Annotated in this window: 23 protein-coding genes; 4 read left to right on the top strand and 19 right to left on the bottom strand. The window is 63.7% G+C overall.

Annotated features, from left to right (window positions below):
• Nucleotides 1-2 precede the first annotated feature (2 nt).
• Entirely contained in the window at nt 3-695 is a 693-nt protein-coding gene (locus BM154_RS22730) for an ArsR/SmtB family transcription factor (RefSeq protein ID WP_074889940.1), read from the top strand.
• A 24-nt stretch (nt 696-719) separates the two neighbouring features.
• Here the strand turns inward: BM154_RS22730 and BM154_RS22725 are convergent, their stop codons facing one another.
• The 5 genes from BM154_RS22725 to oscA form a co-directional block, all read right to left on the bottom strand.
• Nucleotides 720-1,715: a sulfate/molybdate ABC transporter ATP-binding protein gene (locus tag BM154_RS22725; protein ID WP_074889938.1), complete on the bottom strand. Its 996-nt coding sequence runs from the start codon at nt 1,713-1,715 to the stop codon at nt 720-722.
• Between the two features lie 60 nt (nt 1,716-1,775).
• Nucleotides 1,776-2,636, bottom strand: a complete 861-nt coding sequence (gene cysW, locus BM154_RS22720) for a sulfate ABC transporter permease subunit CysW (protein ID WP_074889935.1) — start codon at nt 2,634-2,636, stop codon at nt 1,776-1,778.
• Between the two features lie 10 nt (nt 2,637-2,646).
• Nucleotides 2,647-3,459: a sulfate ABC transporter permease subunit CysT gene (cysT, locus tag BM154_RS22715; protein WP_074889933.1), complete on the bottom strand. Its 813-nt coding sequence runs from the start codon at nt 3,457-3,459 to the stop codon at nt 2,647-2,649.
• 221 nt (nt 3,460-3,680) lie between these two features.
• Entirely contained in the window at nt 3,681-4,682 is a 1,002-nt protein-coding gene (locus BM154_RS22710; RefSeq protein ID WP_074889930.1) for a sulfate ABC transporter substrate-binding protein, read from the bottom strand.
• Between the two features lie 145 nt (nt 4,683-4,827).
• Nucleotides 4,828-5,010: a sulfur starvation response protein OscA gene (gene oscA / locus BM154_RS22705; RefSeq protein ID WP_013793331.1), complete on the bottom strand. Its 183-nt coding sequence runs from the start codon at nt 5,008-5,010 to the stop codon at nt 4,828-4,830.
• Between the two features lie 253 nt (nt 5,011-5,263).
• On the opposite strand from oscA, the gene BM154_RS22700 reads away from it, so the two are divergent.
• Nucleotides 5,264-5,845: an alpha/beta hydrolase gene (locus tag BM154_RS22700; RefSeq protein WP_074890012.1), complete on the top strand. Its 582-nt coding sequence runs from the start codon at nt 5,264-5,266 to the stop codon at nt 5,843-5,845.
• A gap of 56 nt (nt 5,846-5,901) precedes the next feature.
• Nucleotides 5,902-6,840, top strand: a complete 939-nt coding sequence (locus tag BM154_RS22695) for a sigma 54-interacting transcriptional regulator (protein ID WP_074889927.1) — start codon at nt 5,902-5,904, stop codon at nt 6,838-6,840.
• A gap of 222 nt (nt 6,841-7,062) precedes the next feature.
• On the opposite strand, the gene modC is transcribed toward BM154_RS22695, so the two are convergent.
• The 7 genes from modC to BM154_RS22660 all read right to left on the bottom strand — a co-directional run bounded on the left by modC (nt 7,063) and on the right by BM154_RS22660 (nt 14,237).
• A complete protein-coding gene (gene modC, locus BM154_RS22690) occupies nt 7,063-8,157 on the bottom strand; it encodes a molybdenum ABC transporter ATP-binding protein (RefSeq protein ID WP_074889923.1) in 1,095 nt (364 codons plus the stop codon).
• Nucleotides 8,154-8,837, bottom strand: coding sequence for a molybdate ABC transporter permease subunit (modB, locus tag BM154_RS22685; protein WP_074889920.1), 684 nt, complete (start codon nt 8,835-8,837; stop codon nt 8,154-8,156). Before modB ends, modC begins: the two co-directional genes overlap by 4 nt.
• Before the next feature lie 285 nt (nt 8,838-9,122).
• Nucleotides 9,123-9,881 (bottom strand): molybdate ABC transporter substrate-binding protein, encoded by a 759-nt coding sequence (gene modA, locus BM154_RS22680; RefSeq protein ID WP_074889918.1) that lies wholly within the window; start codon nt 9,879-9,881, stop codon nt 9,123-9,125.
• 219 nt (nt 9,882-10,100) lie between these two features.
• Complete coding sequence (locus tag BM154_RS22675; RefSeq protein WP_074889915.1) at nt 10,101-10,961, bottom strand: glycine betaine ABC transporter substrate-binding protein; 861 nt, start codon at nt 10,959-10,961, stop codon at nt 10,101-10,103.
• A gap of 208 nt (nt 10,962-11,169) precedes the next feature.
• Nucleotides 11,170-12,114 (bottom strand): choline ABC transporter substrate-binding protein, encoded by a 945-nt coding sequence (locus BM154_RS22670; protein WP_074889912.1) that lies wholly within the window; start codon nt 12,112-12,114, stop codon nt 11,170-11,172.
• A gap of 43 nt (nt 12,115-12,157) precedes the next feature.
• Nucleotides 12,158-13,039: an ABC transporter permease gene (locus BM154_RS22665; protein ID WP_074889910.1), complete on the bottom strand. Its 882-nt coding sequence runs from the start codon at nt 13,037-13,039 to the stop codon at nt 12,158-12,160.
• A 1-nt stretch (nt 13,040) separates the two neighbouring features.
• Complete coding sequence (locus BM154_RS22660) at nt 13,041-14,237, bottom strand: quaternary amine ABC transporter ATP-binding protein (RefSeq protein ID WP_074889907.1); 1,197 nt, start codon at nt 14,235-14,237, stop codon at nt 13,041-13,043.
• A gap of 1,277 nt (nt 14,238-15,514) precedes the next feature.
• Between BM154_RS22660 and gbdR the strand changes: the two genes are divergently transcribed.
• A complete protein-coding gene (gbdR, locus tag BM154_RS22655; protein ID WP_074889903.1) occupies nt 15,515-16,615 on the top strand; it encodes a choline metabolism transcriptional regulator GbdR in 1,101 nt (366 codons plus the stop codon).
• A gap of 370 nt (nt 16,616-16,985) precedes the next feature.
• On the opposite strand, the gene BM154_RS22650 is transcribed toward gbdR, so the two are convergent.
• The 7 genes from BM154_RS22650 to BM154_RS22620 all read right to left on the bottom strand — a co-directional run bounded on the left by BM154_RS22650 (nt 16,986) and on the right by BM154_RS22620 (nt 25,448).
• Nucleotides 16,986-17,234, bottom strand: a complete 249-nt coding sequence (locus BM154_RS22650) for a hypothetical protein (protein WP_074889900.1) — start codon at nt 17,232-17,234, stop codon at nt 16,986-16,988.
• A gap of 39 nt (nt 17,235-17,273) precedes the next feature.
• The gene (etfB, locus tag BM154_RS22645; protein ID WP_074889896.1) at nt 17,274-18,047 is read right to left on the bottom strand and encodes an electron transfer flavoprotein subunit beta; all 774 of its coding nucleotides are present in this window, start codon (nt 18,045-18,047) and stop codon (nt 17,274-17,276) included.
• A 90-nt stretch (nt 18,048-18,137) separates the two neighbouring features.
• Entirely contained in the window at nt 18,138-19,367 is a 1,230-nt protein-coding gene (etfA, locus tag BM154_RS22640) for an electron transfer flavoprotein subunit alpha (RefSeq protein ID WP_074889893.1), read from the bottom strand.
• 117 nt (nt 19,368-19,484) lie between these two features.
• Nucleotides 19,485-21,458 carry a dimethylglycine demethylation protein DgcB gene (gene dgcB / locus BM154_RS22635; protein ID WP_074889890.1) on the bottom strand — a complete coding sequence of 658 codons (1,974 nt, stop codon included), beginning with the start codon at nt 21,456-21,458 and terminating at the stop codon, nt 19,485-19,487.
• Nucleotides 21,459-21,571: 113 nt separating this feature from the next.
• Nucleotides 21,572-23,632: a dimethylglycine demethylation protein DgcA gene (gene dgcA, locus BM154_RS22630; RefSeq protein WP_074889887.1), complete on the bottom strand. Its 2,061-nt coding sequence runs from the start codon at nt 23,630-23,632 to the stop codon at nt 21,572-21,574.
• A 117-nt stretch (nt 23,633-23,749) separates the two neighbouring features.
• Nucleotides 23,750-24,280, bottom strand: coding sequence for a DUF5943 domain-containing protein (locus BM154_RS22625; RefSeq protein WP_074889884.1), 531 nt, complete (start codon nt 24,278-24,280; stop codon nt 23,750-23,752).
• Nucleotides 24,281-24,470: 190 nt separating this feature from the next.
• Nucleotides 24,471-25,448: a dipeptidase gene (locus BM154_RS22620; RefSeq protein ID WP_074889881.1), complete on the bottom strand. Its 978-nt coding sequence runs from the start codon at nt 25,446-25,448 to the stop codon at nt 24,471-24,473.
• Nucleotides 25,449-25,856 lie beyond the last annotated feature (408 nt).

Here is a 25,856-nt window from a genome sequence, read left to right as displayed (position 1 = left end):
TTATGCAATACACGCCAGGCTTCAGCTCCATCGCCGCACTGTTCGCCGACCCGGGCCGGGCAGCCATGATATGGGCGCTGATGGATGGGAGCGCGCGGTCGGCTGGCGAGCTGGCATTGCTCGCCGGCCTGTCGGCTTCGTCGACCAGCGCGCACCTGAGCAAGCTGGTCGAGGGCGGGTTGCTGGTGCAGCAGCGCCATGGCCGTAATCGCTTCTACCGCCTGGCCGGCCCGGAAGTGGGGCAGCTGGTGGAGGCACTGGCCAGCGCCGCGCTGGCCACGCAGCCGCGAGCGCTGCGCAAGCTGCCGCTGTCACGCGGCACACCGCAGGCACTGCGCGAGGCGCGTACCTGCTATGACCACCTGGCTGGCGAGCTGGCGGTAGGTGTATTTGCGCGGATGACCGCGGCCGGCTGGCTGCAGCACGAGGGCACGACTGTCTTGATCAGCGATACGGGCCATGCGGGGCTGGCCGCGTTGGGCATCGATATGGCGGGCCTGGGGCAGCACAGGCGGCAGCTGGTGTGTGCCTGCCCGGACTGGAGCGAACGCAAACCGCATCTGGGCGGTGCGCTGGGGGCGGCGTTGTTGCAGTTATGCGAACAATCGGGCTGGGTGCGGCGCAGCAAGGATTCACGCGCGTTGCACGTGTCGCCGGCCGGCAGGAAGGCAATCGAGGCAATCCCAGGGAGCTGATGTCAGCGCCCTGGGACGAGACGATCAGCTCGCCGGGTTGACGACCGGCTTGCCGCCCTTGGGCTTGAAGTACAGGGTGGTGCCGCGGGCGAGGTTGTCGAGGCTGAGATGATCCTTGGCCACTTCGGCTTCGATCAGCTCGTCCTGACCGTCGACCTTCAGGGTGATGCGGGTGATGGCGCCAAGCAGGCGGATATCGCGTACTTCGCCGGCCTGATGGCCCTCCAGCGCCGCGGTGGACAGGCTCACTTCGTGGGGGCGGAACAGCACGTGGTGATCGTCGCCGACATACAGGCGGTTGGCGTCACCGAGGAAGTGGTAGACGAAGTCGCTGGCCGGCTTCTCGTACACCTCGGCCGGCGAGCCGATCTGCTCGACCACGCCCTTGTTCATCACCACGATGCGATCGGCCACTTCCATGGCTTCTTCCTGGTCGTGGGTGACGAACACGCTGGTCAGGTGCACTTCCTCGTGCAGGCGCGCCAGCCAGCGGCGCAGTTCCTTGCGCACCTTGGCATCCAGCGCCCCGAAGGGTTCGTCGAGCAACAGCACCTTGGGCTCGACCGCCAGGGCGCGGGCCAGGGCGATGCGCTGGCGCTGGCCACCGGAGAGCTGCTCCGGGTAGCGGTCGGCCAGCCAGTCGAGCTGCACCAGGTCGAGCAGGTCGTGAACCTTCTTCTTGATCACGTTCTCGTTGGGGCGCTCGCCCTTGGGCTTCATGCGCAGGCCGAAGGCGACGTTGTCGAACACCGTCATGTGGCGGAACAGGGCGTAGTGCTGAAACACGAAGCCGACCTTGCGATCGCGCACGTCGTGCTCGGAAACGTCTTCGCCGTGGAACACGATGTTGCCGCTGTCCGGGGTTTCCAGGCCGGCGATGATGCGCAGCAGGGTGGTCTTGCCGCAGCCGGACGGGCCGAGCAGGGCGACCAGCTCGCCGCTCTGGATGTTCAGGTTGATGTCGTTGAGCGCCTTGAACTGGCCAAAGTGCTTGTTGATGCCGCTGACTTCGATACTCATGGTGTCTACCTGTTTCTGTCTGGTCGGTTCGCGAGAGGGCGCGGCGCCGGTGAAAAGGGTTTAGTCGTCCTGGCCCTTGAGCTGTCGGCTCAGGCGCGCTTCGCTCCACTGGCGAAGCAGCAACACCACCAGGGCCATGACCAGCAACAGGATGGCCACGCTGAACGCGGCGACGATGTTGTATTCGTTGTAGAGAATCTCGATATGCAGCGGCAGCGTGTTGGTGTAACCGCGGATATGCCCGGAAACCACAGACACCGCTCCAAACTCGCCCATCGCCCGCGCGGTACACAGCACCACACCGTAGACCAGCGCCCATTTTACGTTAGGCAGCGTGACATGCCAGAACATCTGCCAGCCGTTGGCACCGAGCAGGCGCGCGGCCTCCTCTTCGGTGGTGCCCTGTTCTTCCATCAATGGAATCAGCTCGCGGGCCACGAAGGGAAAGGTCACGAAGATGGTCGCCAGCACGATACCCGGCACCGCGTAGATGATCTGCAGGTTGTGGTCCTGCAGGTACGGCGCCAGCTTGCTCTGGGCACCGAATAGCAGCACGTAGATCAGGCCGGCGACCACCGGCGACACCGAGAACGGCATGTCGATCAGGGTGACCAGGATGCTCTTGCCGCGGAACTCGAACTTGGTCACCGCCCAGGCGGCGGCCACACCGAACACCAGGTTGAGCGGCACCGAGATGGCCGTGGCCAGCAGGGTAAGCTTGAGCGCGGAAATGGCGTCCGGCTCGCGGATCGCCTCCCAGAAGAATGCCAGGCCGCGGCTCAGGCCCTGGGTCAGTACGATGTACAGCGGCAGCAGCAGGATCACCGCGAATACCGCCCAGGCCACGACGATCAGGGCGATGGCACCAGGGGAGCGGCTCGCCGGGCGGGCCGCGTTCTTGCCAAGGGTTGCAAGGCTCATGACGGGCTCCTCAGAGTTGTGGCTGGATGCGGCGCTGCAGGATGTTGATCAGCAGCAGCAGGACGAACGACACGATCAGCATGATCACGCCAATGGCAGTGGCCGCCGGGTAGTCGTACTGGTCCAGCTTGGAGACGATCAACAGCGGCAGGATCTCGGTCTTCAACGGAATGTTGCCGGCGATGAATACCACCGAGCCGTACTCGCCGACGCCACGGGCGAAGGCCAGGGCGAAGCCGGTCAGCCAGGCCGGCAGCAAGCTGGGTAGCAGTACATGGCGAAAAACCTGAAGCGGCTTGGCGCCCAGGCAGGCAGCGGCTTCTTCGACTTCCTTGGGAATGTCGGCGAGCACCGGCTGCAGGGTGCGCACCACGAAAGGCAGGGTCACGAACACCAGCGCCAGGGTGATGCCCAGCGGTGTGTAGGCGATCTTGAACGGGAACAGCGAGCCGATCAGGCCGTTGGGCGCGTACAGCGCGGTCAGCGCGATGCCGGCCACGGCGGTGGGCAGGGCGAACGGCATGTCGACCATGGCATCGATGATGCGCCGTCCCGGAAAGGTGTAGCGCACCAGCACCCAGGCGATGATGGTGCCGAGAATGCCGTTGAGCAGGGCAGCCGCCAGCGCGGTGCCAAAGGAAAGCTTCAGGGAAAACTGCAGCTGACGGTTGCTGAGCAGCGCCCACCACTGGTCAGCGGAGAGCTGCAGGGAGAACAGCAACATCGCCCCCAGCGGGATCAGCACGATCAACGCCAGGTAGGTGAGGGTGAAGCCCAGAGTCAGCCCGAAGCCGGGTATGACCGAGGAAGTCCGACGAGACATGGGGAGTCCTTGTGATCAGGTCCACAACAAAGCCCGCCATCGAGTTGCGCAATGGCGGGCCAGATCGATCAGCTGAACGTACAGGCCGTTGAAAAACGTAGGCGAGGCAGCCAGTGCAAGGCAAAAACAGGCGAAAAAGCGGAGTGTACGAGTGGTACATGAGCATTTTGAGTCTGTTTTTAACGCTGCGATGGCAACGCAGCTAGTTTTTCAACTGCCTGTTACTGGTTGATCTTCTGGAAAATCTTGTCGAACACGCCGCCGTCATCGAAGTACTTCGGCTGAGCCTTGGCCCAACCGCCGAAGTCCTTGTCGATGGTGACCAGCTCCAGTTCCTTGAACTGGTCCTTGAATTCGGCCGCCACCTTGGCATCACGCGGGCGGTAGAAGTTCTTCGCAGCGATGCGCTGGCCTTCCTCGCTGTACAGGTACTGCAGGTAGGCTTCGGCGGCCTTGCGGGTGCCCTTGCGGTCGACGTTCCTGTCGACCACGGCCACCGGCGGTTCGGCGAGGATCGACAGCGACGGGGTGACGATTTCCAACTGGTCGCCGCCTTCTTCGGCCAGCGACAGGTAGGCTTCGTTTTCCCAGGCCAGCAACACGTCGCCCAGGCCACGCTGCACGAAGCTGATGGTCGCGCCACGGGCACCGGTGTCGAGCACCGGCGCGTGACGGTACAGCTCGGTCACGTATTCCAGGGCCTTCTCGTCGCTGCCGTATTTCTTCTTGGCGTAGGCCCAGGCGGCGAGGAAGTTCCAGCGCGCACCGCCGGAGGTTTTCGGGTTCGGGGTGATGATTTCCACGCCATCCTTGACCAGGTCATCCCAATCCTTGATGCCTTTCGGGTTGCCCTTGCGCACCAGGAACACGATGGTCGAGGTGTATGGCGTGCTGTTGTCGGCCAGGCGCTTCTGCCAGTCCTTGTCGATCAGCGGCTGGTTGAGGTTGATCGCGTCGATGTCGCCGGACAGCGCCAGAGTCACCACGTCGGCCTGCAGGCCATCGATCACCGCACGGGCTTGCTTGCCCGAACCACCATGGGACTGCTGGATGGTCAGCGGCTCGTTGCCCTGTTCCTGCCAGTGCTTGTTGAAGGCCTTGTTGAATTCCACGTACAGCTCGCGGGTCGGGTCGTAGGACACGTTGAGCAGCGTCTGGGCCGCGACCGGGCCGGCAACCAGGGCGCTGGCGATTGCAGCGAGTGCGAAACGGCGAATGGACATGGTGAAGCTCCTGAATACTGAAAGTCGGTGCTGGGCGTGTCTGGCGGGGCGATGTCTGCTCTCTAGGCCGGCATTCGCGGGTTACATCGGCAGTACTGGTAGCGATTCATGGCTGGCTGCCCGTGGTCGGGTTGGCGAAAGGCGCTCAGGCGTTCTTGCTACCGGGCTGCTGGAGGCGGAATTTTTCCTTGCGCTCGATCTGTACTACCTGGCCGTTATGCACGGTGATTTCCACCGAGCCGAACTTCAGGCCGTTCAAGGCACTTTGGATTTCGCGCAGGATGGTGGCGTCATCCTGGCCTTCCAGATTGCGAAGCGTGGCGGTCATGGTTGTGGCTCCTTGCCCTCGAATCGTGGTGCGACGGCTGTCGGTGGCGGGGCGTGGAGCGGATACTAAGCAGCCTGAAATATTCTTAAAAATACTGTTTAAGAACATTTATATGCATTTTAGATATATGAGGTGGCTACGCTTAATGTCATTCGAAAACTCACTCCAGGAATAAGTAAATAATTTCTTATTCTTTTTGGATCATATGAAGCGCTCCTACACTGCAGCTCATGCAGATATGGAGGGCGTCATGATGCGCAGTGAAACGGTTCGCTACCTGATCGTGCCGGGTTGGCAGGGCTCGGGCGATGACCATTGGCAGAGCCATTGGCAACGCAGCCTGCCCAACAGCACGCGGGTCGAGCAGCGCGACTGGCTGGCGCCGCGCCGTGAGGAGTGGGTTGCAGCGCTGGAGCAGCAGATCGCTGCCGACCCGCGTCCGGCCATCCTGATTGCCCATAGCCTGGGCTGCGTCACCGTCGCTCATTGGTCGGCCCAGGCCTCACCTGCCGCGCTAAGCCGGGTACGCGGTGCGTTGCTGGTCGCGCCTGCCGATGTACAGCGCCCCAACTGCCCAGAGGCGTTGCGCAATTTCGCGCCCATGCCCCGCCAGCTTCTGTCATTTCCCAGCCAGCTGGTGGGCTCCGACAACGACTCGGCTGCCAGCGCGGCACGTGCCATCGAGCTGGCCCGCGACTGGGGCAGCGAGGTCGCCATTCTCAGCGGTGCCGGACATATCAACGTGAAATCCGGGCACCAGCGCTGGGACCAGGGCTTTGCCTACCTGTTTCGCCTGCAGAGCCGCATCGAGCAACAGCTGCGCCTGCGCGCCTGAAGCCGCTGCCGTTTGATCCGGCGCGCGCCGCCCGAGTGCCATGGGAGAGTGAATCTATGAGCTTGCCACCGGTGGGAGATCCGTCACTGCTGATCTTTCCTGAGGCGGACAAAAGCCCGCTGAGCATTCGTGCCAAGGCACTGGTGTTCATCGACCCGCGTACCCGGCAGCTGCGCCAGGAGGTCGAGCGCCTCGCCAGCCTGCCAGTGCCGATTCTGATCCAGGGCGAAACCGGTACCGGCAAGGAGTTACTGGCCCGGCATATTCACCGCTCCAGTGAACGCCCAGGTCTGTTCGTAGCGCTCAATTGCAGCGGCCTGAGCCCTAATCACGGCGAAGCCGAGCTGTTCGGTTACGCCGCTGGCGCACACCAGGGCGCACCGAGCAGCCGCGCTGGTTGGCTCGGCTCGGCCAATGGCGGCACCTTGTACCTCGACGAGATCGCCGACCTGCCGCTGGCCCTACAGGCGCAACTGCTCAGCGTGCTGGAGACCGGGGAAGCCTGGCGCGTTGGCGCTACCCAGCCGATTCCCGTGGATGTGCGCCTGGTGGCGGCCTCCAGCGTGGATCTCTGGCAGGTAGTGAAGGCCGGCAAATTCGACGAGCGTCTGGCTCAGTACCTGAGCGATGGCCGCCTGCAGTTGCCACCCTTACGCGAGCGGATCGGTGATGTGCTGCCATTGGCCGAATACTTTCTCGGTATCTACGCCCAGCGCCTGCGCTTGCCGCTGCCGGGCATCAGCCTGGCGGCCCAGTCGCTGCTCGAACGGCATGACTGGCCCGGCAATACCCGCGAGCTGGAGAATGTGGTGCACTTTGCACTGCTGGTCTGCGACGGCGACGAGATCGAGGCACACCACCTCAACCTGCCGGCCGCGCCGCGGTTGAAACGTATCGAGCAGGCAGTTACGCAACTGCTCGAGGTTGGCGACTTGGATCAACTGGCAGCGTTGTGCGAGTTGCTGCGACGGGCCGAGCAGCGGCTTGCAGGGTGATGCCCGGTGGGTTACGCGGCGCGCTGGGATCGTGGTTATCGTCAATTCTTGGTTTGGCGCCGCTTCACCCACCCTACGGAGCGGGGTGTGTGTTATGCCATGGGCGCCGGACATGGATTGTGGCTAGGACGCTAGAGCGTAGGGTGGGTGGAGGCGCTTGAGGCGTTGGCGGGCATGGCTCTGGTTTTGCCGCGCCGTAACCCACCATCGGTGCAACGCGCTTCACGACGCCAGCAGCGACACCGACTTGACCTGCGCCCACAACGGCTGCCCGACCTGAATGCCGAGCTGGTCGAAGGAGTAGCGGGTGATGCGCGCGATGATGCGCTGATCGCCCAGTTGCAGTTCCACCAGGCGGTGCGCTGGATTGGGCAGCTCGAACCAGCGCTCGACCGTCACCGGCAGCAGGTTGAGCACACTGCTGTCGCGGGCCTGTTCGAGGCTCAGGCTGACGTCCCGAGCCTTGATCTTGATGCGCACCGAACGCCCCGCCGGCATTGGCGCGTGTGCCAATCGCAGGCTGGCCGTGCTGCCGGCCAGGCCGATGCTCAGCAGGTCGTAGTGCGGGTCATGAGCTGCGACATCGCCGTCGATCACCGCTTCGGCGTCGTCCTCGAAAAGCAGCGGCAGGTCGCTGCGAATCAGGGTTTCCTTGAGCGGCCCGCTGGCTGTCACCCGGCCTTCGTCGAGCACCACCAGGTGATCGGCCAGGCGCGCCACCTCGTCCGGCGCATGGCTGACGTAGAGAATCGGAATGTCGAGTTCGTCATGCAGGCGTTCCAGATACGGCAGTACTTCGCCCTTGCGCTTGAGGTCCAGCGCCGCCAGGGGCTCGTCCATCAGCAACAGGCGTGGGCTGGTGAGCAGGGCGCGGGCCATGCCGACGCGCTGGCGCTCACCGCCGGACAGCCGGTCCGGCAGGCGCTCGAGCAGATGCTCGATGCCGAGCAGCTCGACCGCTTGCTCGAAGGGTACGCGACGCTCGGCCCTGGCGATGCGCTTGAAGCCGAACTCGAGGTTGCGCCGCACCGAAAGGTGGGGAAACAGGTTGGCATCCTGGAACACGTAACCGACCGGTCGCTGGTGGGCCGGCAGCCAAATGCCATTGGCGCTGTCCTGCCAGGTGTCGCCGTTGACCTGCAGATAGCCGCTGGCGGCTCGCTCCAGGCCAGCGACGCAACGCAGCACCGTGGTCTTGCCGGAGCCGGAGTGGCCAAACAGTGCGCTGACCCCGCGGCCGGGCACCTGCAGGTCGACGTCCAAGGTGAAGCCGGGATGCGTGAGGGTGAAGCGGGCGTGGATCTGCTGTTCGCTCATATCCACGCCTTCTGGCCGCGCCGGTTGCTGGAGTAGAGCGCCAGCAGCACCAGGAAGGAGAACGCCACCATGCCGCCGGCCAGCCAGTGGGCCTGGGTGTACTCCATGGTTTCCACGTGGTTGTAGATCTGCACCGAGGCCACCTGGGTCTTGCCCGGGATATTGCCGCCGATCATCAGCACCACGCCGAACTCGCCGACGGTATGGGCGAAACCGAGGATCGCCGCAGTGAGAAAGCCTGGTCTGGCCAGCGGCAACACTACGCTGAAGAAGGTATCCCAGGGCCCGGCGCGCAAGGTGGCGGCGGCTTCCAGTGGCTCACGGCCCATGGCTTCGAAGGTGTTCTGCAGCGGCTGCACCACGAACGGCAGGGAATAGAACACCGAGCCTATCAACAGGCCTGTGAAGGTGAAGGTCAGGGTACCCAGGCCGAGGGCCTGGGTCAGTTGGCCGAAGAAGCCATTGGGCCCCATGCTGATCAGCAGGTAGAAGCCGATCACCGTCGGCGGCAGCACCAGCGGCAGGGCGACGATGGCGCCAATCGGCCGCTTCAGCCAGGAGTCGGTGCGCGCCAGCCACAGGGCGATGGGCGTGCCGAGCAGCAGCAACAGCACGGTGGTCAAGGTGGCCAGCTCCAGGGTAAGGAGAATGGCGGCGAAGTCATTGGAGCCCAGGGGCATTCAGTGGCCTTTCAGCTGTGGTGGAGGGGAGAAGCGTCGCAGCCGGCTCCTGATCTTCCGACTTGAGTGCCGGCATTTCAAATCGATAGCTGCAAAGGGGCGAAAGCGGCCGTTCGCGATCACGTGGGAGGGGCTTTAGCCCCGAGCTCTTTACGCCTAGCCGGGCACAATCGAGGCTAAAGCCTCTCCCACAAAAGCTCCACCCACAGTCTGCTTTTGCCTTGTAACGGCTAGCTGCCGCCTACCCCCTAGCCTCATCCGCGCGCAAGTTCGTTAACAGGCCATTCAAAGCTTGTAGCCGTAGGCCTTGATGATTTCCGCGGCCTTGGGCCCTTTCAGGTACTCGACCAGCGCCTTGGCCGCGGGATTGGCTTCGCCCTTCTTGAGAATCAGCGCATCCTGGCGGATCGGCTGGTACATCGTCTCGGGCACCACCCAGGCCGAACCGCTGCTGATCTGCCCATCCTTGTAGACCTGGGACAGGGCCACGAAGCCCAGCTCGGCGTTGCCGGTAGAAACGAACTGCAGCGCCTGGGTGATGTTCTGGCCCTCGACGATCTTGCCCTTGAGCCTGTCGCTCAGACCCAGCTTGTCGAGTGTCTGGGTGGCGGCCAGGCCATAGGGTGCGGCTTTCGGGTTGGCAATGGACAGGTGCTTGAACTCACCGTTGTGCAGCACCGCACCCTGGTCATCGACGAAGCCTTGTTTCGGCGACCACAGCACCAGGGTGCCGATGGCGTATGTGAAGCGCGAGCCCTTTACGCTCTGGCCTTCCTGCTCGAGCTTGGCGGGCGTGCTGTCGTCAGCGGAAAGGAACACCTCGAAGGGGGCACCATGGCTGATCTGCGCGTAGAACTGCCCGGTGGCGCCGTAGGACGCCTGCACGCTGTGCCCGGTGTCCTGCTCGAAGGCGCTGGCGATGGCCTGCATCGGCGCGGTGAAGTTGGCCGCCACTGCGACCTGAATCTGATCTGCGAAGGCGCTGCCCGCCATGGCGAAGCTGGCGCAAAGGGTGAGAAGCGGACGAGCGAGGCGGTGGTGCATGGGGGCTCCTGAGCGAAGGGCCACGAACGGCGGCCACTGGCGATACCGCTATATACAAAAATATATGACGGTAGGGAAGTGAAACCCTCAGATCAGGTACTCGCGGATGTCCGCTTGCGAGCTGGCGTGCCCGGCAATGGCTTTTCCCGCGCCCATGAAAAATGCCAGTCAGGGCGCCTGACTGGCATTTTCGGGGTGCTGCGTTAGCGCGTGGTCAGCTTACTTCAGCCACTCGGCCACGCGATCCGGGTTCTTGGCGATCCACTGCTTGGCCGCTTCGTCCGGCTTCACGCCGTCGCGGATGGACAGCATCACCGCGCCCACTTCTTCGGCGCTCCAGGAGATCTTCTTGAGGAAGGCAACTGCCTCCGGCGCCTTGGCCTCGAGGCCCGGATTGGCCACGGTGTCGACATGCTCGGCTTCACCAAAGACGTTCTTCGGGTCTTCCAGGAAGCGCAGCTTCCATTGCGCGAACATCCAGTGCGGGATCCAGCCCGTCACCACGATCGGTTTCTGGGATCGTTCTGCGCGGGTCAGGGCGGTGGTCATGGCCGGGCCCGAGCTTGGCATCAGCTTGATGCTCTTGAGGTCGTATTCCTTGATCGCCTCTTCGGTGCGGCGCATCACGCCGGCACCGGCGTCGATCCCGGTGATCTTGCCATCGAAGTCCTTGGCGTATTTTTCCAGGTCGGCGATGGTCTTGGCTTCCACGTATTCAGGCACGATCAGGCCGATCTTGGCGCCGTCGTAGTTGGTGCCCAGGACGGTGACCTTGTCCTTGAGCTTCTCGAAGTATTCGCCGTGGGTGGCTGGCAGCCAGGCGGACAGGGTGGCGTCGAGGTCGCCGCGTGCGATGCCCTGCCACATGATCGCCGGTTCTACCGGCTGCAGGGTCACGTCGTAACCGAGCTTGGTCTTGAGGATTTCACCGGCGACATGGGTGACCGCGACGCTGTCGTCCCAGCCATTCACGTAACCGATCTTGAGGGCCGGCTTGTCGGCCGCCATGGCACCGGACATGCCCAGGGCCAGGGCAGCGGCACCGAGGCTCTGCAGGCAGAGGCGTTTGAAATTGTGCATAGGTCTTGCTCCGTCAGTGAGTGGCAGTTCAGGTGGTTTACTGGCTCGTTCTGATCGCGGGCCTTGCGGCACCAGCTGTGCAGAGCAGGGCATCGCCCTGTTGGCACCGGCGCTGGGGGTTCGAGCCCCCGGCTGACAGGCGATGCTTGCAGCATCGCCTGTTGTACCTGACCCGCCCAGGCGCAGGCGGGTCGCGGTGAGTGCGGGCTCAGAGCCCGACGAATTTTTTCACGGCGGCCGCACCGTCCTGGCCGTCGAAGGTGGTAACGCCCTGCAGCCAGGCGTCGAGAACCTGCGGGTTAGCCTTGATCCACGCCTTGGCGACATCGGCCGGATCCTGCTTGTCGAGCACCTTCTCCATCAGCTGGCTTTCCATCTCGACGTTGAACTGCAGGTTGTTCAGCAGCTTGCCGACGTTGGCGCAACGCGCTTCGTAGTCGGTCGGCACCACGGTGTAGACCTTGGCAGCGCCATAATCCGGGCCGAACACCTCATCGCCGCCGGACAGGTAGGTCATGTCGTACTGGGTATTCATCGGGTGCGGCGCCCAGCCGAGGAACACCACCGGCTCCTTCTTGCGGATTGCGCGTTGCACCTGAACGAGCATGCCGGCTTCGCTGGACTCGACCATCTTGAAGTCGCCCAGGTCGAACTTGTTGCCCTTGATCATGCCATCGATCAGCAGGTTGCCGTCGTTGCCCGGCTCGATGCCGTAGATCTTGCCGCCCAACTGGTCCTTGAACTTGGCGATGTCCTGGAAGCTTTTCAGGCCCGCTTCGGCGGCGTAGGTCGGCACCGCCAGGGTGTACTTGGCGCCTTCCAGGTTGGCCTTGGGCAGCACCTTGACGCTGTTGTCCTTGGTGAACGGTTCGATCACCGAGTCCATCGACGGCGCCCAGTAGCCGAGGAACACGTCGATCTGCTTGTTCTTCACGCCGGTGAAGGCGATCGGCACCGAGGCCATGGTCTTGCGCGGCGTGTAGCCCAGGCCTTCGGTCAGGGTCATGGCCACCCCGGTGGTGGCGGCGATATCGGCCCAACCGATTTCCGCGAAACGTACCTGCTTGCAGCTCGCCGGCTCCTGGGCCCAGGCGCCCTGGGCCAGGGCGCAGGACAGCAGGCCGACACCCGCTGCTTTGTGGAATATGTTCATCCGCGAATCCTTGTGTGATTGAAAGGACGCTGAGTATGGCCTTTTACTGGCGCTGCAGTCGCGCGCTCAGCCAGCTCAGCCAACCCACCCGGTTCGCGGCGGTCTGCGGAGTACCGAAACTCTCGGTGATGCGGTCGAGGATGATCGCCAGCAGCACCACGGCCATGCCACTTTCGAAGCCGAGGCCGATGTCCAGACGCTGGATACTGGCCAGCACGTCGTTACCCAGGCCGCCGGCACCGACCATCGAGGCGATGATCACCATCGACAGGGCCATCATGATGGTCTGGTTGACGCCTGCCATGATCGACGGCATGGCGTTGGGCAGCTGCACCTTGAACAGCAACTGGCGGCTGTTGCAGCCGAACGACTGGCCGGCCTCGACGATTTCCTTGTTGACCTGGCGAATGCCCAGGCTGGTCAGGCGCACGGCCGGCGGCATGGCGAAGATCACCGTGGCGATGATGCCGGGCACCCGGCCCAGTCCGAACAGCATGGCCGCCGGAATCAGGTAGACGAACGCCGGCATGGTCTGCATGAAGTCGAGGATCGGCCGGATGATGGTCGACACGCGCTCGCTCTTGGCGGCCCAGATACCCAGCGGGATGCCGATCAGCAGGCTGATCAGGGTGGCCGAGAAGGTCAGCCCGAGGGTCACCACCGTCTGCTCCCAGAAGCCGGTCATCACGATCAGTACGAAGGCCACCGTGGTGAACAGCGCGAAGCGAAAGCCGATGCGCCACAGGCCGAGGGCCACGAAGATGGCGATCAGCAGCCACGCCGGCGGCAGCATCAGCACGCTTTCGATCGCTTCGGAGAAGCCGCTGACCACGCTGCCCATGCTGTCGAAGACGCCGCTGTAGTTGTCCAGCATGTGCTGAACCGCGTCGTTCACCCAGCTGCCCAGATCCAGTTTCTCGCTCATGTCATTCTCCCTGCAGTCGGGTCAGGAGGCGGCCCTTGCTGATGGCGCCGCTGTAATGGCCATGCTGGTCGACCACCGGAATCGGACCCTCGTTATCCACCAGGCGGTTGATCACCTGATCCAGCGGCAGGTCTTCGGGCACCGGGCTGATGGCCTTGAGCACGTCAGCATCCAGTGCGGGGGAGCCGCCGCCCTCGACCAGCAGGGCGATCTTCTCCAGGCTGATGGAGCCGCAGAAATTGTTCTGTTCGTCGACCACGAAGGCGTAGTGCTTGTCCTGTGCCTGCAGTTCACGGCATACGGTTTGGGCATCCGGCGCCTTGCCGTTGTGCACGTAGATCGGCACGCTGTTGGACTTGAGTTGGCCCGCGGTCAGATAGCGGCTGGTATCGACGGTATCGAAGAAGTTGCGCACATATTCATTGGCAGGGTTGTCGATCAGCTCCTGCGGGGTGCCGACCTGAATCAGCTTGCCGCCTTCCATGATGCCGATACGGTTGCCGATGCGCATGGCTTCCTCGATATCGTGGGACACGAAGATGATGGTGCGGCGATGGGTCTTTTGCAGCTCCAGCAGCACGTCCTGCATCTCACGGCGCTTGAGCGGGTCGAGGGCCGAAAACGCCTCGTCCATGATGATCATCGAGGGGTCAACGGCGAGGGCGCGGGCCAGGCCGACCCGTTGCTGCATACCGCCGGAAAGCTCGTGGGGGAATTTGCTGGCGAAGGTGTCCAGGCCAACCTGCTTGAGTACCTGCATGGCGCGCTCTTCGCGCTCCTTGCGGCCCTTGCCGGCGACTTCCAGGCCGAAGGCGGCGTTATCCAGAACGGTGCGTGAGGGCATCAGGGCGAAGGACTGGAAGACCATGCTCATGTCGCGCCGGCGCAGATCGATGAGTTGATCCTTGGGTAGCTTGGCGACGTTCTGGCCGTCGATATAGACATTGCCGGCGGTGGGTTCGACCAGCCGGTTGATAAGGCGGATCAGGGTGGATTTACCCGAGCCGGAGAGGCCCATCAAGACGAAGATTTCACCTTCTTCGACGCTGAATGACACATCGCTTACGCCGATTACGGCACCTTTCTCAGCGAGAATTCTGTCCTTGCTCCAGCCCTGCTTGAGCAGGTCGATGGCTTCTTGCGGCTTGTCGCCGAATACCTTGTAGAGGTTTTCGACGACGATTTTTCCAGACTGCATGGGATGGTTCCCCTTCAGTAGACATCAGAACAGCCACACGCAACTTGCCGTGCGCCCACCGGGCGCCCGTCATGCGATGCAGACAGTTCTTGCTTGTGGGTATATACACGGTTCCTGGGTTTGGACAGCGTTCTGTCTCATGGCGTTCTGCAGGCACCCGGACGCGCTCCACAGCCGCTGCGAGGGCGCATTGCCCAGGCATCGCTGGTGAACCTGTCGAATGAAGTGGTGCATTGCCGTGCTGCAAACTGCTTTCCAAACCCTCTGGCAGTGTTACGAAGCCCAATCCTTTGGGTTTTCACATCTCATCCAAGATGCGCGTACATCCGAAATTTCTTGTTGGGCTGGCGCCCTGTTGCGGTAGCCAGCACTTATCTGTTCTTCGGTCTGGAGCGGAGGGCTCCAGTCTGCTGCTCTGGTCAAGAGCGGCAGCGACGAAATCGGCTGACTCAACGATATAGTCTTGCGGTCGCGGCAATTATCGAATTGCGACCCTGACGTGTTGGGCGACGACACGAAGCCGCTGCCTAAAAAAACCATAACAGATTCCTTCCACCCTTGGCCAAGGCTGGAGGCCGCGTATGGCGCGGTTCTCAGCCGTGAGATAGGGCGCAGCCTAGGTTCCATGGGGGCTACAGCATATTTCAGAAAACCGTATGTAAAGCTGTTGGTCAGGGTGCAAAAAAGTCCCATTGATTGATTTTCGAGGCTTTTGTACAGCTTGCGACCTGACGCCCCGGCGCGACGCGGGGGCCAATTCTCCGTTAGCCGCGCGCTTTTCGCCAGGCTCCGCGGGAACCTTTGTGCATAACTGTGCGGCCGTGCCATCCCGGTAGTTTCGTATCAGCCGGTAACGACTGGGCAGGCGATGAAAGTGAACGTTTTTTGCCCAGCCCGGAATGCCTTCGCCAGCTTTTGGTGCACCGGGCAATGGCCGAATCGTCGCCTTCGTGACCGCTCAGTCACTCGCGATACGCCACCCTGGGTTACCGATTGGCAAATTGCGGAAACAAGGTTACCGCCAAGATTGCTACCAAAATGCTCAAGCCCTTGGGGCATGGCACATTGCGCCAGCTTCAGGTTCGCCGATAAGGGTCAGCGAGTCCCCCGCCAACAGGCTCTTTCAGACGCCCTGGTGGGTTTATTGAACGCCCGTTCAAGGTCGGCATGGCCTTTGCGTTATGTAGGACATCTGCTTCACTGGCCTTGAGCCGTAAATACAAGAAAACAGAGCCTCGTGATGAAGGCTCACAACCGGTTAGCGTGAGGGTTCATTGATGTCCCAGTTCAATCAGGGAGCGCCGCTCCAGAGTCGCGTTCCCCAGTCCATCGGTTTTCTCCTGCTGGACAACTTCACCCTGATCTCCCTGGCCTCGGCGGTGGAACCCCTGCGCATGGCCAACCAGCTCTCCGGCAAGGAGCTGTACCGCTGGCACACCCTGACCCTCGACGGCCAGCCGGTGTGCGCCAGCGACGGCTTGAAGATCACCCCGGATGCCAGCACGGCCACTGCACCGGCGCTCAGTGCGGTGATCGTCTGTGGCGGTGTGGATATCCAGCGCAGCGTCACCCGCGACCACGTGCAGTGGTTGCAGGCCCAGGCGCGCCAGGGCCGGCAAATGGGCGCCGTGTGTACCGGCAGTTGGGCGCTGGCCAAGGCCGGGCTGCTCGACGGTTACGATTGCAGCGTGCACTGGGAATTTCTCGCCGCCATGCAGGAGGCTTTCCCCCGTGCGGCCATCACCACACGGCTGTTCTCCATCGACCGCAACCGCAATACCTCGTCCGGCGGCACCGCGCCCATGGACATGATGCTGCACCTGATTGGTCGCGAACACGGCCGCGAACTGGCGGCGGCGATCTCCGAGATGTTCATCTACGAGCGTATTCGCAACGAGCAGGATCACCAGCGCGTGCCGCTCAAGCACATGCTCGGCACCAACCAGCCGAAGCTGCAGGAAATCGTCGCGCTCATGGAAGCGAACCTGGAAGAGCCGATCGACCTCGACCAACTGGCGCTCTATGTGGATGTGTCACGCCGGCAGCTGGAACGGCTGTTCCAGAAATATCTGCACTGCTCGCCTTCGCGCTACTACCTGAAGCTGCGGCTGATTCGCGCGCGCCAGTTGCTCAAGCAGACGTCGATGTCGATCATCGAAGTGGCCTCGGTCTGCGGCTTCGTATCCACACCGCATTTTTCCAAGTGCTACCGCGAGTACTTCGGCATTCCACCGCGCGACGAGCGCGCCGGCAGCAGTTCCAACGTGGTGGCACTGGTTCCCGTGCACGAGCAGATGCTCCACGAATCATCTTCCGCCATGGCGGCATTGAGCCGCGCCCAGGGCGAATCGACCTTCGCCAGCGTCCGGGTCATCTGAGCCTAGCGATGGGCGCTGGGAGAAGCCTCGGCGCTCATTGCACAAAAAACAACCAGTCGGCCGAAACTGCCGGAAACCGCGGTGTCCGGGCAGGCTTGCACAGATTATCCACAGTTATGCACAGAGTATTTGTGCGCAAAATAACAGCGAGCAGAATGCTCAAGGGCTAACTGTCGAGGTGTACTGAGAACGCCGCGAGCCGTGGTCTGTGGCAGCGGTGCCGATCAGGCCCTGGGCAAAACCAGCTCAACCTGGCAGGTCGCCCGGGAGCGGCGGGGTGACGAGGTTATCCAGTAGTTTATCCACAGGCTTGCCCACAGTATTGGTGAGCGATGCGCCACGCGGGTCCCATGACTCGCGTGGCGCGTGCTCATGGACGTGGCACGAGGGCAGGAAGCAAGGTGCGGGAGATGGCTTCGCGCACGGCTGGCAGCACGGTGGCGCTGCCGGCGAGGATGTCTTCGACCATGCGCCGCAAGGCCAGTGCACGTTCCGGGCACAGGCCGGTAACCGCGTATTCGCAGGCCTGCTCGGCAGTGGCGCCGCTGGGAACGCTGAAGCCGAGGGCAACCAGGCGTTCGCGCAGGTCTTCCTGGTCGATCAGTTCGGTATGCATCATCGTGGCTGTCCTCGTGGCAAGTTCGAATTCGGCGTACCGTCAGCGCAGCACGCCCTCATCCAGCAGTAGCTTGAAGATAGCTTCTGCGCCTTCCTGTGGCGAGACACCATTGAGTACCTGGCCGCCGCCACCGGCTGCTTTCGCGGTCGCTGCCTTCATGCGCTCGGCGCCGGTCTTGGCCTTGATCACCTTCAGGCGCTTGGGGCGCGGGCGGGCCGGCTGCCACTGGGCGTCGGCGTAGAGCGGGTCGTCGATCAGCTCCACCGCTTCACGCTCCAGGGCGCCACGCCTGGCCGGGCCAAAGGCGCTCTGGCGGGCGGCCGGTGCGGCGCTGTCGACGCTGGCGACGAACGGCAAGCGGACCTTGAGCCGTCGCCGCTGGCCGCGGGGCAGGGCCTGCAGCACCTGAGCGCTGCCACCTTCGACGCTTTCCACCTCTGCCAGGCCGACGATCAGCGGCCAGCCCAGGCGTTCGGCCAGCAGGTAGGGCAGCATGCCCGAACCTTCGCCGGTTTCCGCCTGGGTGCCGGTCAGTACCAGCTGCGCCTTGACCAGTTGCAGGTGCTCGGTGAGAACCGGCAGCGCATCGGCCTCGCGGGGCTGTTCGAGCACGGTCAAGCCAGGCAGGCCCATGCCCAGATAGGCGCGCAGGGTCTCTTCCTGGGGATCGCCGGCATGCAGCACGTTGAGCTGTTCACCGGCAAGCTGGAGGCCCAACTCGACGGCGCGTGCATCCTGTTCGGCGCGCCGCGGCCTTCCCGAGGCGGGGTGCGAGCCGATGGAAATCAGCGTGACGACGTTCAGATCAGCCATGTTGCGACCCCCTGTATTGTTTTTTCGCGGGCATGGCCCGCTCCCACGAGTTCGCGGGTGTGGGAGCGGGCCATGCCCGCGACAAGGACTTCAGGCCGCATCACGTTTGGCTCCCTGACGATGAGCTTCCACGCGCTCGATCAGTGCCTGGAGGATGGCTGCGGCGTCACCGACCACCGCCAGGTCGGCCCGCTTGATCATGTCGCAACCGGGGTCCTGGTTGATGGCCACCACCTTGTCGCAGGCACCGATACCCTGCAGGTGCTGGATGGCCCCGGAAATGCCCACCGCCACGTAAACCCGCGCGGTCACCCAGGTACCGGTGGCGCCGACCTGCCGGGCCCGTGGCATATGCCCGTCGTCCACGGCCACCCGCGAGGCGCCTTCGGTGGCGCCCAGGGTAGTGGCTGCGCGGTGGAACAGGTCCCAGTCCTTCACGCCATTGCCGCCGGAAAGGATGAATTCGGACTCGGCCATGGGGATCTGTGCCGGGTCGACGGCGACCGAGCCCAGATCCTCGATACGTGGCAGGTTGCGTGCCACCTGCGCGCTCAACGTCAGCACGCGCGCCTCGTGGCGGGTTTCGCTGACCGGCTCGGCGCACTCGGCGGCGGCGAGGATCAGGCGTGGCGCCGGTTGCGCGATATCCTCACGACCGGCACCGGCGCGGCCGGTGCTCTGCCCGTCCTTGACCTGCCAGACACGGGTGGCCGGGCGTTCGCCCAGGCTGGAGGCCAACCGGCGGCCCAGCTCGCCACCGCCGGTGCGGCTGTCCGGGAGCAGCCAGTGGCGCGGATTGAACTGGTTCTCGACGGCGCGCAGGGCCAGCACCCGTTGCTCGGGCGAGTAGCCATCGTATTCGTCGCCTTCCAGCTGAAGCAGGCGATCCACTCCGGCGCTGTCGAAGGCCGACTCCTTGTGTTCCCCGAATACCACGGCCAGCACCGCGCCGTCCTTGCCGGCCAGCTGATGGGCGAGGCCCAGCAGATCCTTGTCGTGGCTGCTCAGGCGGCCGCCAACCATGTCCGGTACCACGGCGATGATGAGCGCCGGCTGTTCGACGACGTGCAGTGGCAGTTGCACCGCCACGTTGCTGCTCTGGCGTTTGCCGCTGCCGCCCTGCTGGGCGCCGCTGCGGTCGATGCGCTTGATGCCGGCAGGGCCGATGAAACCGGCCGCTGCCGCATGGGGATTCTTGCGGATGATGCCGTTGGGGCCCATCCACTGCGTCTGTTGGGTCTGCAGGGCCGCATGCAGCGGGTGCAGGCGGTTACGGGCGATCCACTCGGCACGCGGATCGCGGCGGATGATGTCACTCATGGCGGGCTCCCGTCGGGCGGCTCGGTTCTGATGGGTTGGCACCCATCCTACGGGTCGCGCTTTGTAGGATGGGTGATAACCCATCGACCATCACCAGGTTGTCACGCACGTCGATATTCATGCGACCTCCACTGCAGTGGGTTGCGTGACGAGTTTCTTCTGTGGTGCTTCGGCTTCGATCAATACCTCGGCGACCAGCTCGGCGATGTCCTTGATCTGCGGGCGCGGTTCGACCACGCCTTCGAGCATCACGGTGCACTGTGGGCAGCCGACGGCGACCAGTTCGGCGCCAGTCTCCTTGATGTCTTCCATGCGCATGTCGGGAATCCGCTGCTTGCCGGGGATGTCGGTGATCGGCGCGCCGCCACCACCGCCGCAGCAGCGTGAGCGGAACCCGGAGCGGGCCATCTCCTTGACCTCGATGCCGATGGCCTTGAGCACCGCGCGGGGCGCTTGGTACTCGCCGTTGTAACGGCCCAGGTAGCACGGGTCGTGATAGGTGACGGAGCCGCCCTTGTGCTGCCCGAGGTTCAGCGCGCCGCGCTGCATCAGGGTTTCGATGAAGGTGCTGTGGTGCAAGACCTGGTAGTGGCCACCGAGGGCGCCGTACTCGTTCTTCAACACGTGGAAGCTGTGCGGGTCGCAGGACACGATGGTCTTGAACTGGTACTGGTTCAGGGTGGCGATATTGCGTTTGGCCAGTTGCTGGAAGGTCGCTTCGTCACCGAGACGACGGGCCACGTCACCGCTGTCGCGCTCTTCCAGGCCGAGCACGGCGAAGTCCACACCGGAGGCCTTGAGGATCTTCACGAAGGCGCGCAGAGTGCGCTGGTTGCGCATGTCGAAGGCACCGTCACCGACCCAGAACAGCACCTCGGCGCTGCCCTTGTCGGCCATCAGCGGCAGGTTCAGGTCGGCCGCCCAGTTCAGCCGGCCGCCGGGTGCGAAGCCGCCCGGGTTGTCGGTGGCGATGAGGTTTTCCAGCACCTCGGCGCCCTTGTTCGGGGTCGAGCCCTTTTCCAGGGTCAGATGACGGCGCATGTCGACGATGGCATCGACGTGCTCGATCATCATCGGGCACTCCTCGACGCAGGCGCGGCAGGTGGTGCACGACCACAGGGTGTCGGCATCCACCAGCGCCTTGCCCTGCAGCGAGACGATCGGCTGGTGCGGGCCGCCGCCGTGTTCGCCGAGTGGCTTACCGGGGTAGGGCGAGCCGGCGAACTTGGCGTCGTTGCCACCGGCCAGGCCGATGACCATGTCCTGAATCAGCTTCTTGGGGTTCAGCGGCTGGCCGGCGGCAAAGGCCGGGCACATGGCTTCGCATTTGCCGCACTGCACGCAGGCGTCGAAACCGAGCAGCTGGTTCCAGGTGAAGTCGGTGGGTTTTTCCACGCCCAGTGGGGCTTTCGGGTTGTCGAGATCCAGTGCTTTCAGGCCGGTGGAGCGACCGCCGCCGAAGCGCTCGGGGCGGCGGTGCCAGGCCAGGTGCAGGGCGCCGGCGAAGGCGTGCTTCATCGGCCCGCCCCAGGTCATGCCGAAGAACAGCTCGGACACGCCCCAGGCCACGCCGACGGCGAGGATCGCCGCCAGCACCCAGCCGCCGCTGCTCTGCCATGAAAAGCCAGCGGGCAGAACCCCGGCCACCGGCAGGGTGGCGACAAAGAAGCTGGCGGCGAACATCAGCAGGCTCTTCGGCAGGCGCATCCAAGGCCCTTTCGACAGCCGCGCCGGCGGGTTCAGGCGACGCCTGGCGACGAACAGGGCACCGCAGAACATCACCAGGGTGGCAGCCAGCAGGGCGAAGCCGAGGATGCGGTTGTGCAGGCCGAAACCATGCACGACGATGGCCAGCACGGCCGCCAGCGCGAAGCCGCCGGCGGTGGCCACGTGGGTCCTGGACATGTACTTGTCGCGCTCGACCACATGGTGCAGGTCCACCAGGTAGCGGCGCGGCATCTTCAGCAGCCCGCCGAGCCAGTCGACCTGGGCCGGGCGGCCGCGACGCCACATGAAGAAGCGCCTGGCCGCGCCAAGCACCGCGAGGGCCAGGGCGGCGAACAGCAGGATGGGGAGAATGGTGTTCAGCATCGATCTGTCCTCACCGGACGAGGTTTTGTAGGAGCGGGCCGAGCCCTCGATGGGCGCAGCCTTGGCGCGAGTCGATCGCGGGCCAGGCCCGCTCCCACAGGGCGTCGTTTAGATCAGAAGTCCTTGCACAGGCGCAGCGCGTCGTAGATCGCCGCGTGCACGTTGCGCTGGGCCACGCAGTCACCGATACGGAACAGCAGGTAGCCAGCGCCGGTTTCGGCCAGGCAGGGCTGCGGCTTGATCGCGAACAGCGCGTCGACGTCGATCTGACCCTTGTTGCGCGAGCCGTCCTTGAGTGCGTAGTACAGGCTCTCGTCCGGGCGTACGCCGTTCTCGATCACCACCTGATCGACCACCCGCTCTTCGCGGGCGCCGGTGTATTCGTTCTCCAGTACCGCGATCTTCTTGTCGCCTTCGGCGTAGACCTTTTCCAGCATCATGTCGCCGGTCATGACCACTTCCTTGGGGTACATGCTGCGGTAGTAGGTCGGGAAGGTGGTGCCGCCCATGGCCACGCCGGGCTTGATGTCGTCGGTGACGATCTCCACCTGGCAGCCCTTGTCGGCCAGGTAGTCGGCCGCCGACATGCCGGTGAATTCGCAGATGGTGTCGTACACCAGCACGTTCTTGCCGGGCTCCACCTTGCCGCTGAGGATGTCCCAGGCGCTGACCACCAGGCCTTCGGCCGCGCCCCAGTGCTCGTTCTGCTCGAGGAAGGCATGGCCGCCATTGGCCAGCACCACGATGTCCGGGCGCAGGTCGAGAATGGTCGCCTCGTCGGCGGCCGTGCCCAGGCGCAGGTCGACCCCCAGGCGGGCGATTTCCAGCTGATACCAGCGGGTGATGCCGGCGATCTGGTCGCGCTGCGGGGCGCGGGCGGCGATGCTGATCTGCCCGCCGAGGCTGTCCTGCTTCTCGAACAGAGTCACCTCGTGGCCGCGTTCGGCGGCCACGCGGGCCGCTTCCATGCCGGCAGGGCCGCCGCCGACGATCACCACCTTGCGCTTGGCGCCGGTGGTCTTCTCGATGATGTGCGGCACGCCCATGTACTCGCGGCTGGTGGCCGCGTTCTGGATGCACAGCACGTCCAGGCCCTGATACTGGCGGTCGATGCAGTAGTTGGCGCCGACGCACTGCTTGATCTGGTCGATCTGGCCCATCTTGATCTTGGCGATCAGGTGCGGGTCGGCCATGTGCGCGCGGGTCATGCCGACCATGTCCACGTAACCGCCTTCGAGAATGCGCGTGGCCTGGTTGGGGTCCTTGATGTTCTGTGCGTGCAGCACCGGAACCTTGACCACTTCCTTGATGCCGGCGGCCAGGTGCAGGAACGGCTCCGGCGGGAAGCTCATGTTCGGAATGACGTTGGCCAGGGTGTTGTGGGTGTCGCAGCCCGAGCCGACGACACCGATGAAATCGAGCATGCCGGTGGCGTCGTAGTAGGCGGCGATCTGCTTCATATCCTCGTGGGACAGGCCGTCCGGGTGGAACTCGTCACCGGTGATGCGCATGCCCACGCAGAAGTCGTCACCAACCTCGGCGCGCACGGCCTTGAGCACTTCCATGCCGAACTTCATGCGACCTTCGAAGGTGCCGCCCCATTCATCGGTGCGCTTGTTCACCCGCGGCGACCAGAACTGGTCGATCAGGTGCTGGTGCACGGCGGACAGCTCGACGCCATCCAGGCCGCCTTCCTTGGCCCGGCGTGCGGCCTGGGCGTAGTTGCCGATGATGCGCCAGATTTCCTCGACCTCGATGGTCTTGCAGGTGGCGCGGTGCACCGGCTCGCGGATCCCGGAGGGCGACATCAGGGTCGGCCAGTGGTAGCCGTCCCAGCGCGAGCGGCGGCCCATGTGGGTAATCTGGATCATGATCTTGGCGCCGTGCTTGTGCATGGCGTCAGCGAGATTCTGGAAGTGCGGGATGATGCGGTCGGTGGACAGGTTCACCGAGCTCCACCATTGCTGCGGGCTGTCGATGGCCACCACCGACGAGCCGCCGCAGATCGCCAGGCCGATGCCGCCCTTGGCCTTCTCTTCGTAGTACTTGACGTAGCGCTCGGTGGTCATGCCGCCATCGGTGGCGTACACCTCGGCATGCGCGGTGCTGAGCACGCGGTTACGGATGGTCAGTTTGCCGATCTGGATCGGCTGGAACATTGCTTCGAAGGCCATGACCTTCTCCTCGATTCGGCGATTGCGTGCTCACGGTCGTGTGCTGTTTTTATTAAGTCCGTCTACCTGCAGCGATCAGCGCTTGGCGGGCATGCCCGCTTCTCCATCTGGAGGGCGCTACAGGGGGCGGGTGACGAACAGGCCATCGTCGTGGCCTTCTTCCGAGCCGCCGTATTCCTGCACGGTGACTGTGCGCAGGCTGCTGCCCTTGGCCGACAGGATCTGGTCGATGGCTCCGGAGAACCAGCCGGTGAACATGTAGTCCACCTTGCGACCGACCTTGCCGTACACGTACACAAAGGCCGAGTGCTTGAGCTTGACCTCCGCGTAGCCGGCGTCGATGTCCAGCTTCTGGATCTCGAACAGCCCCCAGCCACGTTGCGACAGGCGCTTCATGTAGTGCTCGAATACCGCCGCACCTTGCAGGCCGTGGCATTCGGCTTCCTTCTCGCACCAGTGCCAGGCGGACTTGTAGCCGGCCTTGTAGAGGATCTCGGCGTACTTGTCGGCGCCGAGCACTTCCTCGATGCCGCGGTGGTTGTTGACGAAGAAATGCCGTGGCACGTACAGCATCGGCAGGGCGTCGGTGGTCCATACGCCGGTTTCGTCGTCGACCTGGATGGGCATTTCGGGGGCGTGGGTGGCCATGTGTTCAATCTCCAGAATTCGGTTGTCTTGCATTCTTAAAGGTGCGAATGAATGCCTGTGGAGCCGTAGCGAGCACGCCGAGAGCAAGGAGACCCGCAGCGACAAGCGAGAGCAGTACGCATGTACGGCGAGCTTGTCGTGAGGACGCGACGCAGCTATCGGTGGGCGCAGTAGGCTGCGCAGGTATTCATCATTCGCCCCAGACGTCGGCGAGTACCCGTACCCAGTTCTCGCCCATGATCTTGCGCACCACGCGCTCGGAATGGCCGCGTTTGAGCAGGGTTTCGGTGAGGTTGGGGAACTCGCCGACGGTACGGATACCCAGCGGGTTGATGATCTTGCCGAAGTTGGTCAGACGGCGGGCATAGCCCTTGTCGTGGGTCAGGTACTCGAAGAAGTCCTGGCCATGGCCCTGGGTGAAATCGGTACCGATGCCGATGGCGTCTTCACCGACGATGTTCATCACGTACTCGATGGCTTCGGCGTAGTCGTCGATGGTCGAGTCGATACCCTTGGCCAGGAACGGCGCGAACATGGTCACGCCTACGAAACCGCCATGGTCGGCAATGAACTTCAGCTCGGCGTCGGACTTGTTGCGCGGGTGTTCCTTGAGGCCCGAAGGCAGGCAGTGCGAGTAGGTCACCGGCTTCTTCGATTCGAGGATGACCTCCTCGCTGGTCTTGCTGCCAACGTGGGACAGGTCGCACATGATGCCGACGCGGTTCATTTCGGCGACGATCTCGCGACCGAAGCCGGACAGGCCGCCGTCGCGCTCGTAGCAGCCGGTGCCCACCAGGTTCTGGGTGTTGTAGCACATCTGCACGATGCCCACGCCGAGCTGCTTGAACACCTCGACATAGCCGAGCTGATCCTCGAACGCATGGGCATTCTGGAAGCCATAGATGATGCCGGTCTTGCCCAGCTCCTTGGCGCGGCGGATGTCGGCGGTGGTGCGTACCGGCATCACCAGGTCGCTGTTCTCGCGGATCAGCTTGCTGCTGGCGGCGATGCTGTTGACGGTGGCCTGGAAACCCTCCCACACCGATACGGTGCAGTTGGCGGCGGTAAGGCCGCCCTTGCGCATGTCCTCGAAGAGTTCACGGTTCCATTTGGCGATGATCAGACCGTCGATGACGATACTGTCGGCGTGCAATTCGGCTGGGCTCATCAGGCGGCTCCCCTAGATTGGTTGCACCAGATTCGCTGCTGGCGCTTTGTGGGCAGCATATGCCTCGACGCCCAGGCGACCCGATGCAAAAACGACGGGGGGATTGCCGAAAGCGTCAAGCCGCGGTCGTGATCGGATAAGGCCCCGTGCGCCCATGGCAGCGCAGGCCCAGGCCTGCCGGGCGACGGCCTGGTGCAATGTACCGCCAGGTGCACCCAGGCTCGGGCCGTCGGCAACAGGTCGTTAACCGACCCTCAACAAGCTTTAACAACCTTTAACAACATCGCCTGACGATCGCTCTCTAGTCTTCGAGTCGTTGCAGGAAAGCCCGCTCCGCGAGATGGCTTTCCTGAAACCGGCAATCACCGTTGGTGATGCCGCTAACTACCCCCTTAGTTACTTTCGGAG

This window comes from Phytopseudomonas argentinensis (assembly GCF_900113905.1).
Classification (GTDB): Bacteria; Pseudomonadota; Gammaproteobacteria; order Pseudomonadales; family Pseudomonadaceae; genus Aquipseudomonas; species Aquipseudomonas argentinensis.
This window is presented reverse-complemented; position numbering and strand designations above follow the sequence as displayed.